The organism is Microbacterium sp. Ru50 (genome assembly GCF_002920555.1).
Classification (GTDB): domain Bacteria; phylum Actinomycetota; class Actinomycetes; order Actinomycetales; family Microbacteriaceae; genus Microbacterium; species Microbacterium arborescens.
The window spans coordinates 2,105,371-2,122,739 of the sequence record NZ_PQSV01000001.1 but is presented as its reverse complement, the minus strand read 5'-3'; the positions used below and the strand labels follow the sequence as shown (position 1 = coordinate 2,122,739).

Below are 17,369 nucleotides of genomic sequence, written 5' to 3'. Positions count from 1 at the left end.
GCCAACGCCGCGGAGTACCTCGCCGACCCCGCCGTGTTCGCCGTCAGCGGCTCGTGGATGGTGCCGGCCGACGCGCTCCGCGCCGGCGATTGGGATGCCGTCGCGCGCCTCTCGCGCGCCGCTCAGACCTGAGCCCGCGGACCCGCCAGCGCCTCGCGCAGCACGATCGCGGCACCGCCGAGGGCGGCTGAGCGGCTCGGGTCGGCCGAGGCCACGACCCGCACGGGGTGAGAACGGCGCGCGAAGAAGGTGTCGTCCAGGACCGAGCCGATCCGTTCGGCGAACACGGGCCCGGCGCCCGCGAACCCGGCCCCTGTGAGCACGACGAGGTCGAGGTCCAGGAGGTTCACGAGGCTCGTCACCGCGACAGCAAGCGCATCCGCCGACTGCGCAACCGTGTCGACGGCGTGGGGGTCGTCGCCCCCGCCCGCGCGCGCCGCGATGTCGATCCAATCGCGACGCTCGCCCGACACGGCGAAGTAGCGTTCCTCCGCCGCGGGCGGTGCGGCGAACAGCTCGAGACAGCCGCGGTTGCCGCAGTGGCAGCGCGGTCCGTCGAGGTCGATCGACACGTGACCGATCTCCCCCGCGTTACCGCTGATGCCGCGAAGCAGCTCGCCCGCGATCATGATGCCGGCCCCGATACCGATGCCCATGTGGATCGTGGCGAACGTCCCTTGGCCGTTCGTCGCGCGCGACCAGTACTCCCCCGCGGCAGCGGCGGTCGCGTCGTTCTCCATGACGACCGGCAGGGCGAGAGCCTCGGCGAGCGCGTCGCGAATGCTGAAGTCCGACCAGGGCAGCGATGACGGCAGCTGCACGGCGGCTCCACTCAGGATGTCGATCGGCCCCGGCACGACCATGCCCACACCCGCGACGATCTCGCGCTCGATGCCCGCCTCGGCGATGATCGAGTCGACCTCGTCCGCGATGCGCCGGACGACCTCGGCCGGCTCGAGACGGTCGGCCCCCGGCCCGGAGCGCTCGGCGACGAGCTCGCCCCACACGTTGACCACGACGTACGAGGTCGCGGCGAACCCCAGCACGATGCCGATCGCGTAGCGCGAGTCGGGCCGCGCCTCGAGGAGCGTCCGCCGTTTGCCGCCGGTCGGCTCCCCGACGCCGGTCTCGACGACGAGACCGTCGGCGATGAGGTCGCGGACGACGGTGGTCATGGTCGCGGGTGTCAGCGCGGTCGCCTCCGCGAGCTCGGTGCGGCTGATCGGGCCCGCCACCCGGATGAGCTCGAGCACGACAGCGCGGGTGGGGCGCCGCGCGGGCGCGGCATCCGGCTCAGGGCCGGGACGCATCGGCGTGCCTGTCGGCGGCCCGTCGCGGCAGCAGGGCGAGGGTCGTACCGAGCGGGTCGGGCATCACGAAGTGCCCGAACGTGTCGTTGGCGAAGAACATGACGCCGTCCAGCATCCCACTCAGCTCGCCGTAGACGGCCCGCTGGCGATGCCAGAAGTGCGGCGAGTCGAGGTAGACCCGATACCAGTACCAGGGGTCGACGAAGTCGAGCGAGTAGATGATCTCGAGCTCGCCCCCGAGGCGATCGCGCAGCGCGATCTTGCTGCGAGCCGATTCGGCGATGTTGTGTTCGCGCGCGAGGACGGCGAAGTTCGACACGACGATGCCGCTCAGCGCCGCATACGCCTCGTCGGTCATGCCCCAGACGTCCTGCTCCACCTCGACGGGCCAGAACGAGTCCTGCCAGTAGATCCGCGCGCCGGCACCTGCACCCGCACCGGTGCCCGCACCCGCACCAGCGTCGAGCAGCTCGCGCAGCCGCGTGAAGAACCGCGTGACCGACGCGCGCCGTTCGGGAGTCGACTGCACAGCGTGCTCGGGATGCCAGATTCCGATGAGGCCGAACTGATTCCCGAGCGTGATGCCGTCGAGCCCGAAGTCGGCGACGAACGCCGCGATCTGGCGCGCGGCGAACCGCTCGACCGGCTCGCCCGCCGGGATGCCGCTCGGATACGCCGCGTACGCCTCGGTGTCGGCGTCGAGCACCGCGGCGACATCGAGGAGACCCGGGGCGATGTTGCCGCCGGCATCCACCCATCCGGACGCCGCCTCGGGGTGCCGCTCGGTCTTCCACACGCACGCGCAGAACTCCGAGCCCGGCTCGAGGTACTCGAGCAGCACGAGCGGGATGCCGCGCCGCCGCGCCTCGTCGCGGAATGATCGGTAGATCGCGGCGAGCGTCGCGTAGTCCATGGGCTGCTCGCTCAGCACGAACGCCGGACCGGCGTGGTACGGATTCCCCGCGATGACCCGGTCCTCCCGCGCGACGCGCAGCCAGTGGCCGTTGTGGTCTCGCGTCGAGACGGCGGTGCCGACGTAGGAGTTGTAGCGGCCCCAGTCGAATCTCGTCGCCCCGTGCCCGGTGCCCGGGTATGCGAGCACATGATCGCCGTTACCGGCGCAGAAGGTGACGACGACCTCGTCGACGCGGTCGAACCAATCGGCGTAGTGATCGAAGAACGCCGCGACTCCGGGCTGCGGATCGGCGAGGTCGGCGAAGATCTTCGGAGTCACCCACGTGTGCGCCCGCTGTGGGCGACGCGCCTCGCCGGTCATGAGGTCTCCGCGAAGCGGCGGTGCGGGTCGGGCGCCGCATCCGCGAGCCGCTGCGTATACGGGTGCTGCGGATGCAGGATGACGTCATCGGCCGGCCCGCGCTCGACGATCTCGCCGTGATACATCACGAGGATCTCGTCGGAGAAGTGCCGCGCGGTCGCGAGGTCGTGCGTGATGTACAGCACCGCGAGATCGTCCTGGCGCTGGATGTCGGCGAGCAGGCGGAGCACGCCGAGCCGGATGGAGACGTCGAGCATCGACACCGGCTCATCGGCGATCAGCACCCGCGGGGACGGCGCGAGAGCGCGCGCGATGGCGACCCGCTGTCGCTGCCCGCCCGACAGCTCGTGCGGGCGCCGATGCAGGTACTCGTCGGGATCGAGCTGCACGCGTTCGAGCAGCTCGGCGGCGGCCCGCTGCACCTGGGCCCGTCCCCGCGCACGCCCCGACATCACGAGGGGACGGGCGATGTGGTGATAGATCGAATGGAACGGGTTGAGCGAGGCGAACGGATCCTGGAACACCATCTGCACCGCGGTGCGGTACTCGCGTGCTGTGCGGCCGCGCGTCGGGGGCTTCTCGCCGTCGAGCAGGATCTCGCCGCCGCTGGGCTGCTCGAGCAGCAGGAGCATCTTGGCGATCGTCGACTTGCCGCTGCCGCTCTCACCCACCAGCGCGACGGTCTGCCCGTAGTCGATCGAGAGGTCGACGCCTTTCACCGCCTCGACGGCGCCGCGCCCCGTGCCGTAGGTCTTGCGCAGGCCGATGGCCTCGATCGCGCTCATGCGCCCTCCTCCGTCGTCGAGGTCGCCGCGCCGGCATACCCCAGTCGTTCGCCCGTGAGGCTCGGGAACGCGGCGAGCAGCTCACGCGTGTACGGGTCTCGCGGCCGGTGATAGATGTCTCGCGTCGAAGCGAGCTCGACGATCTCGCCGCGCCGCATGACCGCGATCCGGTCGCTGATCTCGAGCAGCAGCGGCAGGTCGTGCGTGATGAAGATGACGGCGAAGCCCAGTTCGTCGCGCAGCCGGGTGATCTCGGCGATGATTTCGCGCTGCACGACGACGTCGAGGGCGGTCGTCGGCTCATCCATGATCATCACCGGCGGGTCGAGCAGCAGCGCCATCGCGATCATGACGCGCTGGCGCATCCCGCCCGACAGCTCGTGCGCGTACGCGTCGAGCCGCTCGGCCGGCACTCCCACGACGCGCATGAGGTGCTCGCAGCGGTCGCGGCGCTCCTGCTTCGTCATCGTCGGGCGGTGCGTCGTCAGCACGTCCTCGAGCTGCGCGCGCACGCGCAGCACCGGGTTGAGCGCATTCATCGCACCCTGGAACACCATCGAGATGCGATCCCAGCGGAACGCCCGCAGTGCCGCGCCCTCGAGCTCGTCGACGCGCACCGGCTGGTCACCGCCCAGGAAGCGGACCGCCCCGCCGACGACCTCGGCCGGCGGCTTCAACAGCTGCGTGATGCCGTAGGCGAGGGTGGTCTTGCCGCATCCCGACTCGCCCGCGATGCCGAGGATCTCGCCGCGCCGCAACTCGAAGCTCACTCCCGCGACGGCGTGGACGACGGGGTCCGAGGCGTAGTCGATGCGCAGGTCCTCGATGCTCAGCACGATGTCGTTCACGAGAGGGCCTTCCGACGGGGACGCGCCGCGACGGGCAGACGCAGCTTGGGGTTCACGATCTCGTCGAGGGCGAAGTTGACGAGCGACAGCGCGGCACCGAGCGTCGCGATGAGCAGGCCCGGCGGCACGAACCACCACCATGCCCCGGCCCGCAGTGCCGAGTTCATCTGCGCGTCGTAGAGCATGCGCCCCCACGTGTAGTCGCCCGTCACACCGAGGCCGAGGTACGACAGCCCCGCCTCGGCGAGGATCGCCGACACGACGCCGAAGATGAAGGACGACGCGAGGATGGGCAGCAGGTTCGGCAGGATCTCGACCGTGATGATGCGGAACGTGCGTTCGCCGGCGACGCGTGCAGCGGCGACGTAGTCGCGGTTGCGCAGGCTCAAGGTGACCGCGCGCAGCACGCGCGCGCCGCCGGCCCAGCTCGTGAGCGCCAGGATCAGGGCGACGACCCCGAGACCGCGGCTCTCGACGTAGCTCGACACGACGATGATGAGCGGCAGCCCCGGGATGACCAGGGCGATGTTCGTGATGAGCGAGAAGCCCTCGTCGAACCAGCGTCCCAGGTAGGCGCCGACGATGCCGAAGAACGCCGAGAGCACGAGGCTGAGCACGCCGACGACCACACCGATGAGCAGCGAGTTCGTCGTCGACACGGCGAGCTGCGCGAAGATGTCCTGCCCCTTCTGCGTCGTGCCGAGCCAGAACTCGGCGCTCGGCGGGGTGATCCCGATCGGACGGATGCGGAACGGGTCGCCGACGAAGAGCGGGGCGACGAGGCCGAACAGCACGATGGCGCCCGTGATCGACAGTCCGACCACCAGCTTCGTGCTGACGGGGCGACGACGACGGCGGCGCGGCGACAGCTGCGCGAGGGTGGCGGTGACCGATTGCGACGACATCCGTTACCTCCGGATCCGGGTACGGGGGTCGATGACTCCGTAGAAGAGATCGACGATGAGGTTGGCGGCGAGCACGGCCAGCGTGATCACGAGGAACAGACCCTGCATGAGCGCGTAGTCGTTGTTGTTCACCGACTGCAGCAGGGCGTATCCGATGCCCGGATACGAGAAGACCTGCTCGGTGACGAGCGAGCCCGAGACGACGAAACCGAGCGACAGGGCGAAGCCGGCGACGGAGGGGAGGATCGCGTTCCGCGCGGCGTACCGCTGCCGCACCCGCACCGGCGAGAGGCCCTTCGCCTCAGCCGTGGTGATGTAGTCCTCCGACAGCGTCGCGACCATCATGTTGCGCATGCCCAGCATCCAGCCGCCGACCGAGCTGATGACGATCGTGAGGGCCGGCAGGAAGGCGTAGTACACGGCGCTGCCGACGAAGTCGGCCGACCAGCCCGGCATCGTGCTGTAGATGTCGTACCCGCCGAAGGCGGGGAAGATCGGCCAGATCACCGCCAGCAGGTACACCAGGATGATGGCCATCCAGAAGTACGGCACCGCCTGCAGCATCGTCGTGATGGGGATCAGGTTGTCGAGCCAGCCGCCGCGGCGCCACCCGGCGATCGTGCCGAGGGTGATGCCGAGCACGAACGAGAGCACGGTCGACACCCCCACGAGCACGATCGTCCACGGCAGCGCTTGCGAGATGACGTCGACGACCGGCGTCGGGTAGTAGGTGATCGAGGGCCCGAAGTCGAACGTCAGCACGTTGCGGAGGTACCCGAGGTAGGCCTCCCAGACCGGCACGTCGGTGCCGGTTCCCAGCAGCAGCTCGAGGCTCTGCCGCGCCGCCGGGCTGACCGGACCCTTCTGCGCGAGCTTGGCGAGCATGATGTCGACCGGGTTGCCCGGCAGCAGGCGCGGGATGAAGAAGTTCAGGGTCACGGCGGCCCACAGCGCGATGCCGTAGAACGCGAGCTTCTTTCCGTAGTACTTCATCTCCGCGCCTCCCGCGCGACTCGGCGCCTCATCCCCACCGGCTCACTCTCCGACCGGCTGAAGGTTCGCCGCCACGACGCCCAGGTTCCAGATCGACCAGGCGGCGGGGAACGCGTACAGGTCGTCCTCGGTCGGCCAGCCGGTCGCGTCGTCGGTGTTGTAGTAGGTGACCGTCGGCACGACGAGCACGGGGATGTAGGGCATCGACGCCGCGATGATCCGCTGGATCTCGAAGTACAGTTCCCGGCGTCGCTCCGGGTCGACCTCGACGCGCGCCTGGTCCACGAGGGCGTCGACCTCGGGGTCGGTGTAGCGCGAGTAGCTCGTGGGAGCCTGCTCGCCCACCGGCGCCGTGGCAGCGGTCGTGTAGTAGTTCGCGTAGATGTAGTACGGATCGGCTGACGGCCCCTGGTAGACGCCGTCCATCGTGAACGAGAACTTGCCCGAGAAGCGGTTCTCGTTCCACTGTGCGCCCGGGAGTGCCTCGGGCTTCAGATCGATGCCGATGTCGGCGAGCTGCTGCGAGGCGACCTCGACGGCCGTGACGTAGGAGGTCCACTCCTGCGGAACCTGCACGGTGACGCTCAGTCGCTCGCCGTTCTTCTCGTAGATGCCGTCGGCGCCCGGAGCCCATCCGGCCTCCTGGAGCACGGCCGCGGCGGCTGCGGGGTCGGCGGACGGGGAGGTCGTGTCGCCGAGGTCCGGCGCGATATACTCGGCGTCGCGCTCGGGCAGCAGCATGGCCGGCGAGACCGCGCCGCCGAGGCCCTCGAAGGCGATGTCGATGATCTCCTGGCGGTCGAGACCGAGGCTGATGGCGAGTCGGACGGCGGGATCCGTCTGAGGCCCGGAACATCCCAGCGAGGCATCGGCGCACGCGATCCACGCGGTCTGGTTGATGGGCGTGTTGATCTGGTTGAGCGTCGGGTGCGACTCGACCTCGTCGGCGAAGTCGGGCACCAGGCCGGTGTTCCAGTCGAGCTGGCCGTTGACCATCGCGGTGGTGGCCGCGTCGCCGCTCGCGAAGGAGACGTAGCGCAGGGTCTCGAGCGCGGGCTTGCCCTCCTGCCAGTACGAGGTGTTCTTCTGCAGGACGTAGCTCTGGGGCGTGAAGGTCGAGAGCGTGAAGGGACCGGTGCCGACGGGTTCCTCGTTGACGAAGTTGGCGACGTCGTCGAACGTCGACCAGAGGTGTTCGGGCACGATCGCCGTGCGGCCGATGAGCTCCGGGCCGATCGGCAGCGACGGCTCGTCGAATGTGACGACGACGGTGTCGTCGTCGACCGCCTCGGCCGAGCCGGTGTATCCGATGGTGTTGATCTCGGGGGTGTCGGCGATGAGGTCGAAGGTGAACGCGACGTCCTCCGCGGTCAGGGCCTCGCCATCCGACCAGGTCACCCCGTCGCGCACCTGGATCGTCAGCTCGGTCGCCTCGTCGTTCCACGAGTACTCGGTGCCGAGCATCGGCTTCGGCTCACCCACGGCGAGGTTGTTGTAGAAGAACAGCGGCTCGTAGATGGCCCCGAGCGTCGGCTGGAGCACGTTCGGCGAGAACGGGTTGAAGTTCTTCGTGATGTCGCCGATCGCGCCGGTCGAGATCGAGATGCCGCGGTCGTCGCCGCTCTGCGGAGCGCAGCCGCTGACGAGCAGCAGCGCGACGGCTCCCGCGGCGAGGGGCGTCGCGGCACGGGACCAGGGGGTACGGAGGATCATCGTCGTTCCTTTCCGACACGTCGATGTGCGGGCTCGGGGCCGGGTGGTCCGGCGAAAAGTAAAGTACCTGAAATTAGATTGGATCGGTAGCCCGACTACAAAGAATGTCGGACAATCGGCTCTTGTGGCCCCGAACGGCACTGATATACGGTGCTCGACATCAGATGTTCGTAGTCGCACTACCTGGTGTCGCCATCGACGGTCCCGAACCCGCGCGCGACTGCGCTCCATCGACGCAGATAGGAGATCCCCCCGTGAAACGACGAATCGGCGCTGCGGTCGCAGCGGCCGCCACCGTGATAGCCGGCTCCGTGTCCGTCGGCGCGCTCGGACCCGTCTCTCCCGCTACCGCCGACGACACCGCGCCCGCAGAGCAGCGGACGGTCACCGTCGCACTCGATGAGACCGTGCAGGAGGACTACCTCGGCATCGGCGTGAACGTCATCCCGTGGAGCCTGCTCGAGGGCACCACGCGCCTCGGTTACGACGACGCTGACTGGGAGGTCGACGTTGAACGCATCCTGACGCTGCAGCCGAAGGTCGCTCGTGTCTGGTTCCAGATCGACTGGATGGAGCTGGAGAAGGGCCAGTACGACTTCGACAGCCCCGAGATGCGGGCCTTCTACCGGTACCTCGACGCGTTCGAGCAGGCAGGAACCGAGGTCCTCCTGAACTTCGGCTGGAAGGTCGGCGAGCGCGTCCACGACTGGTTCCTCTACCCCGGTGTGACCAAGCCCTACGAGAGCGCCCCCGGCGACCTCGACGCCTACGGCCGCTCCGCATCGGCGCTGCTCGACGAGCTGATCAACGCGCGCGGCTACGACAACATCGACTTCCTGACCTTCTACAACGAACCCAACGGCAGCTGGGACTTCGAGGGCCCCGCCGACCAGAAGGCGTACTACGCCGAGATGGCGCGCAAGGTCCATGACCAGCTGATCGCGGACGGCCTGCGCGACGAGGTGCAGATCTGGGGTCCGGAGGAGGTCAACGCGCCCGACTGGACCCAGTACATGGCCGAGAACGCGGGCGACGTCTTCGACCAGTACTCGTTCCACCTCTACGGCGAGTCGTACGAGTTCCTCGGCGACGCGATCGACCAGCGACGGTCGACGATCGGCGACGCGCCGTTGAACCTCTCCGAGATGGGGTGGACCAACCCCGGCACGAGCGTCTGGGAGACCGGCTACGCCAACTACATCATCGGCAGCGCCAACAACGGCGTCCACTCGAACCTCGTGTGGCAGCTCAACGGCGTCATGACCCACGACCCGGCCGGTGACACGAACGGCTCCTACAACCTGTGGGACTCGCTCGTCCTCGGTCTCGAGCCGACAGCCGCGTTCTACGAGGCCGGCCTGCTCATGCGGTACATCCCCGAGCACAGCACCGTGCTGGGCACCGAGACCTCGCACGACGACGTCCGCGCCACCGCGTTCCGGGATCGCGACGGCGAGCTCACCGTTCTCGTCGAGACCCAGTCGGGTTCGCCGAAGGACGTACGCGTGGAATTCACCGGAGGCGACGTCACCGAGTCGTTCACGCGCCTGGCGTACTCCGACTCGATCGTCGAGCGGGAGAAGAACGCCCTGCTGCCCGCTTCGTCGGGAACGCTGACGCCCACGAGCAACGCGTTCACCGACGACGCGATCGGCGACGAGAACACCTTCGCCATCTACACGACTTCGCCTGCGGCGACCCAGGTGGCCGTCGACCCGGTCGAATCGACCGTCGCCGGTGGCGAGCAGCTCGACCTCGACGCGCGCGTCATCGACGGCTCGGGCGACCTGACCTGGTCCGTCGTCGGCGACGACAACGGCGCGGTCGACGCGGACGGCGTCTTCACGGCACCGGATGTCACGGCCGAGCGCACCGTCGCGATCCGCGCGACTCTCGACGACGGCGTGTACGGCGTCGCTCAGGTGCTCGTGACACCGGCGTCCGAACCGGGGGTCGCTGACGCCCCGGTGTTCAGCCTCGAGCCCGGGCTGTACGAGTCGGTCGAGGCAGTGAGCATCACGACCGGGACGCCCGACGCCGAGATCCGGTACACGACGGACGGCAGCGTTCCGACGGCGGATTCGACGCTCTACACGGGGCAGATCGTGCTCGCGCCGCTCAAGACCACGTACCTTCGCGCGATCGCCGTCGGCGATGGGCTCGAGGACTCGGGGGTGACCTCGCGTCTCTACAAGGTGCGCGACGTGCAGAACGCACCCGACGGGTACGCCTTCTGCCAGTACCAGGACCGCGGCGTATGCGCCTTCGAGGGCGAGGCGAGTGTCGCATTCGGCTCGGATGGCCTGTTCCGCTACGGCACCTTCACCGGCGGCGTCGACTGCACCGCGGCGAGCTTCGGCGGCGACCCGAACCCGGGCGGTGACAACCGGTGCTTCGTCAACCCCGACGTTCCCGAGGAGCAGCCGATCGTCACCATCTATAACGCCGGCTTCGAGCGGCCCGCCACCGGCGGGACGTCGAACGGACCGATGGTCAACGGATGGACCTTCAGCGCGCGCGCCGGCATCCAGCACAACAACAGCGTGTTCCAGCCCGCTTTCCCTGCCCCGCAAGGAGAGCGCACGGCGTACCTGAAGAGCGACTCGGGGCTCGCGAGCCGCATCGACCAGACCGTGCGCTTCCCAGCCGGCACGTTCGCGATCACCTTCGCGGCGGCCAACCGCGTCGGCTTCGGCGGCCAGCAGGAGTTCGATGTTCTCGTGGACGACCAGAAGCTCGGACACTTCGTGCCGACGCGCGATGGGAAGTACACCGCGTACGAGACCGAACCGTTCACCGTCGCGGAGGGCGAGCACACGATCTCGTTCGTCGCGACGACGACCGAGGGCGACAACACCGGTTTCGTCGATGACGTCCAGGTGATCGCGGCGGGGACGCCGGACCCCGAGCCCGACACGGTCAAGCCGGTGGTGACACTCACCGCTCCGACGACGGCCGGTCCGCATCGGTCGCTCGAGCTGAAGGTCGACGCGACCGACGACCGCGGGCTCGCGCGCATCGTGGCCAATGTCTACCGTGACGGCACGCTCGTCAAGAGCACGCAGACCGCCGTGGACGGCGCCGCAGCCGCGACGCACGCGGCTTCGGTGACGCTGCCCGACGGCACCTACACGGTCCGTTACAACGCGCACGATCTGGCCGGCAATGTCGCGCAGACGAAGACGTTCGACGTGACGATCGACGCCACCGCGCCGACCGTCACGGTGAAGGACGGGGCGTCGTTCACGGCCCGCGACGGCGACGACTACTCGCTGGTGAGCTTCAAGCTGCACGACGCGGGCAAGATCGACAAGGCCGTGCTGAACGGCGTGACGAAGGATCTGACGAACAACGCGTGGTCGGACGTCAACTTCGTGAAGCCCGGGGTCTTCGGTGCCGTGTCGGGGGCGAACACGCTCGTCGTGCACGACGTCGCCGGCAACACCACGACGGTCGAGTTCACTCTGAGGTGAGCCGGGTCGTCGTCCACGAGGCGGGTCCGGTTTCGTCCGGACCCGCCTCGTGCGGTGTCGAGTGGGCGCATCGTGGGGGATGCCGCGGGATGTCGCCCCGTTACGGGTCCGCCATCGGTGCCGCGATGCGCGACCTATGCTCGCGCTACCCACCGCAGGGCCCCGCCATCCGAGGAGCATCATGTCGACCACCCCCGCCACCATCGGTACGCAGATCGCCGAGTTCAACGTCGGTTTCACCGAGACGATCGGTCCCGAGCTCAGCGCCGTCTTCGCCGGCGAGCAGGCCGACCTGCGCGCCGCCGGAGGGCCGGAGAACGCCGTGTCCGTCGGCGACGTCCTGCCGTCCGCCGAGCTCGTCGCCACGTCCGGATCGCCGATCGGACTCGACGGGCTGCTCGCGGGCCGGCCCGCCGTGCTCGTCTTCTACCGCGGCGCATGGTGCCCGTACTGCAACATCACGCTCCGGCACTACGACAAGACGCTGGCCCCCGGACTCGCCGAGCGCGGCGTCTCGCTCATCGCGATCAGCCCACAGACACCCGACGGCTCGGCCGCCGCCGTCACCAACGGGGAGCTCGGCTTCACGGTCGTGTCCGACCCGGCCAACGCGTTCGCGGGCGCCCTCGGCATCGTCACCGCGCCCAGCGCCGAGGCTCAGGACGCCCACACCGCCCTGGGCTTCGCCGTCAAGGACAGCAACGCCGACGACACCCCGGCGATCCCGTATCCCACGGTGATCGTCATCGGCGCCGACCGTGTCGTGCGCTTCGTCGACATTCACATCGACTACACGACGCGCACGGAGACTGCCGACATCCTCGCCGCCGTCGACGCGCGCTGAGGCCCGGGACTATCCGCGCCCGTTGACGAGCGGGATAACCTGCTCGGCGAAGCGCTCCAGCTCGTCGAGCGCGGGCGAGAACTGCAGCAGCAGGGTGTCGACGCCGACGTCCTGGAACTCCCGGATGCGGTCGGCGACCTGCTGCGGCGTTCCGATGAGCTCTGGGCGCAGGCCGCGGTTCGACACCGAGTACTCCCGCAGGCTGATCTCGACGTCGAGCTGCGACTTGGTCACGAAGTCCTGGTACGACTCGTAGGCCGCGCCCGAGCGCACGTCGGTGATACGCGCGAGCTCGGCCTGCGCCTCCTCCTCGGTGTCGCGGACGATCGCGAACGCCGCCATGCCGAAGTGCCGGAAGGCGGGCTTGCCGACGCGCTCGCGGCGCGCCCGCATGTCGGCGATCTTCGTCCGGAGCTCGTCAACCGTGCCGCCGTGCGTGACGTAGGCGTCGGCGAAGCCCGCGATCGCCGCCCGGCCCGCCTCGCTCTCACCGCCCGCGTAGATCAGCGGCGCCGTCACAGGCTTGGGTTCGAGGTGGGTGCCCTCGAGCGAGAAGTGACGCCCCTCGTGGCTGTACGGCGTCTGCGACCACAGCCCGTGCAGCACCTCGACGTACTCGGTCGTCAGCGCGTAGCGGTCGTCGTGGTCGGCGAACGAGATGCCGTACTGCCGCGCCTCCTCGGCCCACCACGCCGAGACGACGTTGAGCGTGAAGCGGCCCTGCGCGATCTCCTGGATCGTGGCGGCCTGCTTCGCGGCGAGCGCGACGGGGTGGTAGCTCGGCCGCAATGCGGCCATGATCTCCAGGCGCGAGGTCACGGCTGCGGTCGCGGTGGCGATGGCCCAGGCGTCGAGGGCGGGGCCGTTATGCCCCTTGATGTCGTTGAGGTTCAGCTCGGGGACGAGGGTCACGTCGAAGCCGCCGTCCTCCGCGGCCCGGGCGATGCGCGCGATGTGCTCGAAAGTCGCGGGCGTGTGCTCGTCGGCGACGTTGCGCAGCCAGCCGCCGTAAGTGGGGGTCCAGTATCCGAACCTCATGGTGCTCCCTCTCCGGCGGAACATCCGTCGGTCCCGTCGATCCTCACACGCGCGGTGACGTCGGGACGCGCGGGAGTCCGCGTCGCGTCATGCTCCGTCACGCGGCCCGCGACCCGGCTCGATCGGCTTAGCCTGACGGGATGTCGACTTCTCCGCAGGTGTACGTGATCCACGAGAACCCCGAGTGGTGGGCGCCCTTCGCCGCCGCGTTCGCCGCCGAGAACGTGCCCGCCGAGCAGTGGCTGCTCACCGACGGATCCATCGATCTGTCGGCCGAGCCGCCGCAGGGGGTCTTCTGGTCGCGCCTGTCGGCATCGGCGCACACGCGCGACCACGCGCAGTCGAAGGAGTACGGCCGGGCGGTACTGCGGTGGCTCGAGTCGTGGGGCCGCACGGTGATCGGCGGCAGCCACGTCCTCGAGTTCGAGGTCAGCAAGGTCGCCCAGCACGCCGCCCTGCGGGCGAGCGGCATCGATGTCCCGCACACCGTCGCCGTCTTCGGCACCGGTGACCTGAAGGAGCGCGCACGCGAGTTCCCGGTGCCGTTCATCAGCAAGCACAACCAGGGCGGCAAGGGTCTCGGCGTCCGCCGCTGGGACTCCCACGACGAGTTCGACGCCTGGGTCGACGGGCCCGACTTCGAGGCATCCCCCGATGGCATCACGCTCATCCAGGAGTTCCTGTTCGCACGCGAACCGTTCGTCACGCGCGCCGAATACGTCGGCGGCGAGTTCGTCTACGCCGTCCGCGTCGACACGAGCGCGGGCAGCTTCGAGCTCTGCCCCGCCGATGCGTGCGTCGTCGACCCCGCGGCGGGCACGGGTGCCACCCCCGCCTATCCGCCCTTCGCGCTGCGCGACGAGATCACCGCCGATCATCCCCTGGTCGTGCAGCACCGCGACTTCCTGCGCACCGTCGACATCCGCATCGCCGGGATCGAGTTCGTCGAGACGATCGACGGGCGACTCGTCACCTACGACCTCAACACGAACACGAACTACAACCCCGACGTCGAGGCCTCGGCTCACGCGTCCGGACCCGGTGAGATCGCCCGGTTCCTCGGCGGACTGCTCTCGTCGTCCTCCTCCGCGGCCTGAGCCGCCGCGATCATCGCGTCGTAGCGCGCGCATCGGCTCGCCCACAAGACGGTCGCGTAGACCATCACTCCACGCCCCCGGCGTTCAGACCCTTTGCGAGAGTCGGATGGGGGCGCACGTCGCCGACCGACAGGGCACCAGGACAGGGCACGGCGATGACATCACCGCAGCCCGTATCGGCGGGCAGGACGACCGCGACCCCCGGCAGCCGTTCGCCGTCGGCCCCGCAGACGGCGAACCGGTGATCGTGGGCGCTCGAGACGCGGGCAAGCAGCCGGGCCTCGCTCCACACCGCGAACGCCGCCGCAACGAGGTCGGCGTCGACGGCGAGCGCCGTCCCGCCGTCGACGCCTCCAGCCGCCATCACGCGCAGAAGCAGCACGGTCGTCGTGGCTGTCGATGACGACATCCCGCCCGACACCGGAATGACCGCCGGTGCCGTCATGACCGCCGGCAGCCCGCAGAGCTCGACGAAGCGGTTCACGGAGATACCGCCGACGACGATGTCGTCACACGTGACGACGGTGCGCGCTGGCCACACATCCCGCGAGTGGGGCGACGGGATGCTGCGACGCAGGGTCGGGAGGATGGAGGTGAGAGTCATGGCTCAGGTCTACGCTCGACGCACCCTCCCGGCGATGTCCCCTCACGCCATCCATACGACGGACGGATGGATACTCACGGCTTCGGCGTCGCGTCGACGCACGCGACTAGCGCAGCCCGGGCTCACGCACAAGCGATAGGACGCACCCGGGGCCGTTCCTACGCTGACACCGTGCTCCGAAACCTCGTGATCGTCCTGGGCGACCAGCTCGACCCCGACGCGAGCGCCTTCGACGAGTTCGACCCGGCGCAGGATGCCGTCTGGATGGCCGAGGTCGCCGAAGAGTCCACCCACGTCTGGAGCTCGAAGCCGCGCACCGCGGTGTTCCTCGCGGCGATGCGCCACTTCGCCGCCGATCAGCGCGACGCCGGACACACCCTGCATTACACGGAGCTCGATGCGCGGGGGAACAAGGGCACTCTCGCCGACCAGCTCGCCGCCGACCTGGAGAAGCTGAAGCCCGAGGCGCTCGTGATGACCGAGCCCGGCGAGTGGCGCGTGCGCGAAGCGCTGCAGCAGACCGCGGATGCCGCCGGCATCCCTCTCGACATCCGCGTCGACCGGCACTTCTTCTCGACCGTCGCCGAGTTCGCCGCGCACGCCGAAGGCCGGGCGTCGCTTCGAATGGAGTACTTCTACCGTGAGATGCGCAAGCGGCACAGCATCCTCATGACCCCCCGAGGACAGCCCGTCGGCGGCCAGTGGAACTACGACGCCGACAACCGCAAGCCGTTCCCCAAGCAGGGACCCGGGCTCGTCCCGCCACGGGCGACCTTTCCGCCCGATGAGATCACGCGTGAGGTGATCGAGCTTGTCGAGAAGGAGTTCGGCGAGCACCCCGGTTCGCTCGACTCGTTCGCCTGGCCGGTCACCCGTGCGCAAGCGCTCGAGGCGCTCGACCTCTTCATCGACGAACGACTGCCCGGCTTCGGCGACGCTCAGGATGCGATGTGGCCGGGCGAACCCTGGCTGTGGCACGCGCACCTGTCGTCGTCGATGAACCTCAAGCTGCTGCATCCGCGTGAGGTCGTGGCCGCCGCCGAGGAGGCGTACCGCTCGAAGCGCGCGCCCCTGTCGGCAGTCGAGGGATTCATCCGGCAGATCCTCGGCTGGCGCGAGTACGTGCGCGGGATCTACTGGACGCAGATGCCCGGCTACGTCCAGCGGAACGCTTTCGAGGCGTTCGAGCCGCTGCCCGACTGGTACTGGACGGGCGACACCCCGATGGCATGCCTGAAGGATGCCGTCGGCACGACGCTCGAGAACGGGTACGCGCACCACATCCAGCGCCTCATGGTCACGGGTCTCTACGCGATGCTGCTCGGCGTCGACCCGCGCGAGGTGCACGCCTGGTACCTCGCCGTGTACGTCGACGCGGTCGAGTGGGCCGAGCTGCCGAACACCCTCGGCATGAGTCAGTACGCCGACGGCGGGCTCATGGGAAGCAAGCCCTACGCAGCGACGGGCAAGTACATCGACCGGATGAGCCCGTACTGCAAGACGTGCCCGTTCGACCCGGCGAAGCGGGTCGGCGAGGACGCTTGCCCCTTCACGACCCTGTACTGGGACTACCTCATCCGGCACGAGCAGCCCCTCGCCGAGAACCACCGCATGGCGCTGCAGGTGAAGAACCTCGACCGCCTCGACGATGACGAGATCGCCGCGATCCGGGGCCGCGCCGACGCCATCCGGCGCGGCGACGTGACCGCACCGGAAGGAGCCCGATGACCGACGGCAACGCCGCACAGAACGACATCGCGCTCGTCACCGGCGCCCGGGGCGGGGTGGGCCGAGCGCTCGTCGCACGCCTGCGCGCTCGCGGCGTGCGTGTCGCCGCCGTCGGCCGGGACGCCGCATCGCTCGCGGACGTCGACGCCGACGCGCACATCGAAACCGACGTCACGACGCCCGACGGCGCAGCGACCGCGTTCGCGGAGTGCCGCACCGCGCTCGGCGGCCCGCCCGCGCTGCTCGCTCACGCGGTGGGCAGCACGCTCATCACGCCACTGCACCGCACGAAGACCGACGAGGCTCGCGACGTGCTGCGCGTCAATCTCGAGAGCAGCCTCTGGATCCTGCACGCCTGGCTCGACGCGACGGGCAAGGCGCCGGGCGCCGCGGTCTTCGCGAGCTCGGTCGTCGCCCGTATCGGCGTCGCGAACCACGAGGTGATCGCCGCGGCGAAGGGCGGTGTCGAGGCTCTCGTGCGCAGCGCCGCCGCGACCTACGCCGCGCGCGGCATCCGGGTGAACGCCGTCGCTCCCGGCATGACCGACACACCTCTGACCGCGGGCATGCTCGCCGCACCCATGCTGCGCGAGAGTGCCGAGAAGCAGTATCCGCTCGGCGGTGTGCAGTCCGCCGACGAGGTCGCCGTGGTCATGGACTGGCTGCTCTCCCCCGACGCCTCCCGCATCACCGGCCAGGTGATCCCGGTCGACGGCGGATTCACGACCATCCGGCCATCGGTGAAGTAGCCGTCC

Annotated in this window: 14 protein-coding genes and 1 pseudogene; 6 read left to right on the top strand and 9 right to left on the bottom strand. The window is 69.4% G+C overall.

Translation table 11 applies throughout. The features are described from left to right. Positions 1-132: pseudogene (locus C3481_RS09975) on the top strand (keto-deoxy-phosphogluconate aldolase); the annotation flags it as partial. On the opposite strand, the gene C3481_RS09970 reads toward C3481_RS09975, so the two are convergent. Genes C3481_RS09970 through C3481_RS09940 form a run of 7 tightly spaced genes read right to left on the bottom strand, consistent with a single transcriptional unit; the run spans position 123 to position 7,830 of the window. Next, on the bottom strand, positions 123-1,310 hold the full coding sequence (locus tag C3481_RS09970; protein WP_023953578.1) for an ROK family transcriptional regulator: 1,188 nt from the start codon (positions 1,308-1,310) through the stop codon (positions 123-125). The pseudogene C3481_RS09975 and the gene C3481_RS09970 sit on opposite strands and share 10 nt — an antisense overlap. Continuing rightward, complete coding sequence (locus C3481_RS09965; protein WP_103841909.1) at positions 1,294-2,586, bottom strand: hypothetical protein; 1,293 nt, start codon at positions 2,584-2,586, stop codon at positions 1,294-1,296. Before C3481_RS09965 ends, C3481_RS09970 begins: the two co-directional genes overlap by 17 nt. Further along, on the bottom strand, positions 2,583-3,371 hold the full coding sequence (locus tag C3481_RS09960) for an ABC transporter ATP-binding protein (RefSeq protein ID WP_023953576.1): 789 nt from the start codon (positions 3,369-3,371) through the stop codon (positions 2,583-2,585). Before C3481_RS09960 ends, C3481_RS09965 begins: the two co-directional genes overlap by 4 nt. Next, complete coding sequence (locus C3481_RS09955; protein ID WP_023953575.1) at positions 3,368-4,219, bottom strand: ABC transporter ATP-binding protein; 852 nt, start codon at positions 4,217-4,219, stop codon at positions 3,368-3,370. Before C3481_RS09955 ends, C3481_RS09960 begins: the two co-directional genes overlap by 4 nt. Beyond that, complete coding sequence (locus tag C3481_RS09950; protein WP_023953574.1) at positions 4,216-5,124, bottom strand: ABC transporter permease; 909 nt, start codon at positions 5,122-5,124, stop codon at positions 4,216-4,218. The genes C3481_RS09955 and C3481_RS09950 overlap by 4 nt, the downstream gene beginning before the upstream one ends. 3 nt (positions 5,125-5,127) lie before the next feature. After that, entirely contained in the window at positions 5,128-6,117 is a 990-nt protein-coding gene (locus C3481_RS09945) for an ABC transporter permease (RefSeq protein ID WP_023953573.1), read from the bottom strand. 42 nt (positions 6,118-6,159) lie between these two features. Further along, positions 6,160-7,830 (bottom strand): ABC transporter substrate-binding protein, encoded by a 1,671-nt coding sequence (locus C3481_RS09940; RefSeq protein ID WP_137750868.1) that lies wholly within the window; start codon positions 7,828-7,830, stop codon positions 6,160-6,162. Positions 7,831-8,084: 254 nt separating this feature from the next. Here C3481_RS09940 and C3481_RS09935 point away from each other — a divergent pair, with 254 nt between their 5' ends. Together C3481_RS09935 and C3481_RS09930 are read left to right on the top strand one after the other, a co-directional pair. Further along, a complete protein-coding gene (locus tag C3481_RS09935) occupies positions 8,085-11,303 on the top strand; it encodes a chitobiase/beta-hexosaminidase C-terminal domain-containing protein (RefSeq protein ID WP_103841902.1) in 3,219 nt (1,072 codons plus the stop codon). 181 nt (positions 11,304-11,484) lie between these two features. Then, positions 11,485-12,147 carry a peroxiredoxin-like family protein gene (locus tag C3481_RS09930; protein ID WP_103841900.1) on the top strand — a complete coding sequence of 221 codons (663 nt, stop codon included), beginning with the start codon at positions 11,485-11,487 and terminating at the stop codon, positions 12,145-12,147. Between the two features lie 9 nt (positions 12,148-12,156). Here the strand turns inward: C3481_RS09930 and C3481_RS09925 are convergent, their stop codons facing one another. Next, complete coding sequence (locus C3481_RS09925) at positions 12,157-13,185, bottom strand: LLM class flavin-dependent oxidoreductase (protein WP_023953569.1); 1,029 nt, start codon at positions 13,183-13,185, stop codon at positions 12,157-12,159. A 140-nt stretch (positions 13,186-13,325) separates the two neighbouring features. Between C3481_RS09925 and C3481_RS09920 the strand changes: the two genes are divergently transcribed. Then, the gene (locus C3481_RS09920; protein ID WP_023953568.1) at positions 13,326-14,282 is read left to right on the top strand and encodes a RimK family alpha-L-glutamate ligase; all 957 of its coding nucleotides are present in this window, start codon (positions 13,326-13,328) and stop codon (positions 14,280-14,282) included. 64 nt (positions 14,283-14,346) lie between these two features. Here the strand turns inward: C3481_RS09920 and C3481_RS09915 are convergent, their stop codons facing one another. Beyond that, positions 14,347-14,886 (bottom strand): hypothetical protein, encoded by a 540-nt coding sequence (locus C3481_RS09915; RefSeq protein WP_103841899.1) that lies wholly within the window; start codon positions 14,884-14,886, stop codon positions 14,347-14,349. A gap of 171 nt (positions 14,887-15,057) precedes the next feature. On the opposite strand from C3481_RS09915, the gene C3481_RS09910 reads away from it, so the two are divergent. Then, positions 15,058-16,614: a cryptochrome/photolyase family protein gene (locus C3481_RS09910; protein ID WP_219817650.1), complete on the top strand. Its 1,557-nt coding sequence runs from the start codon at positions 15,058-15,060 to the stop codon at positions 16,612-16,614. Continuing rightward, entirely contained in the window at positions 16,611-17,363 is a 753-nt protein-coding gene (locus tag C3481_RS09905) for an SDR family NAD(P)-dependent oxidoreductase (RefSeq protein WP_064955813.1), read from the top strand. Before C3481_RS09910 ends, C3481_RS09905 begins: the two co-directional genes overlap by 4 nt. Positions 17,364-17,369: the final 6 nt, after the last annotated feature.

What these genes read in the sequence shown, in the direction of transcription:
- C3481_RS09970 (WP_023953578.1), bottom strand. Translation starts at nt 1,310, where the DNA reads ATGCGTCCCGGCCCTGAGCCGGATGCCGCGCCCGCGCGGCGCCCCACC.
- C3481_RS09965 (WP_103841909.1), bottom strand. Translation starts at nt 2,586, where the DNA reads ATGACCGGCGAGGCGCGTCGCCCACAGCGGGCGCACACGTGGGTGACT.
- C3481_RS09960 (WP_023953576.1), bottom strand. Translation starts at nt 3,371, where the DNA reads ATGAGCGCGATCGAGGCCATCGGCCTGCGCAAGACCTACGGCACGGGG.
- C3481_RS09950 (WP_023953574.1), bottom strand. Translation starts at nt 5,124, where the DNA reads ATGTCGTCGCAATCGGTCACCGCCACCCTCGCGCAGCTGTCGCCGCGC.
- C3481_RS09945 (WP_023953573.1), bottom strand. Translation starts at nt 6,117, where the DNA reads ATGAAGTACTACGGAAAGAAGCTCGCGTTCTACGGCATCGCGCTGTGG.
- C3481_RS09940 (WP_137750868.1), bottom strand. Translation starts at nt 7,830, where the DNA reads ATGATCCTCCGTACCCCCTGGTCCCGTGCCGCGACGCCCCTCGCCGCG.
- C3481_RS09930 (WP_103841900.1), top strand. Translation starts at nt 11,485, where the DNA reads ATGTCGACCACCCCCGCCACCATCGGTACGCAGATCGCCGAGTTCAAC.
- C3481_RS09925 (WP_023953569.1), bottom strand. Translation starts at nt 13,185, where the DNA reads ATGAGGTTCGGATACTGGACCCCCACTTACGGCGGCTGGCTGCGCAAC.
- C3481_RS09920 (WP_023953568.1), top strand. Translation starts at nt 13,326, where the DNA reads ATGTCGACTTCTCCGCAGGTGTACGTGATCCACGAGAACCCCGAGTGG.
- C3481_RS09915 (WP_103841899.1), bottom strand. Translation starts at nt 14,886, where the DNA reads ATGACTCTCACCTCCATCCTCCCGACCCTGCGTCGCAGCATCCCGTCG.
- C3481_RS09905 (WP_064955813.1), top strand. Translation starts at nt 16,611, where the DNA reads ATGACCGACGGCAACGCCGCACAGAACGACATCGCGCTCGTCACCGGC.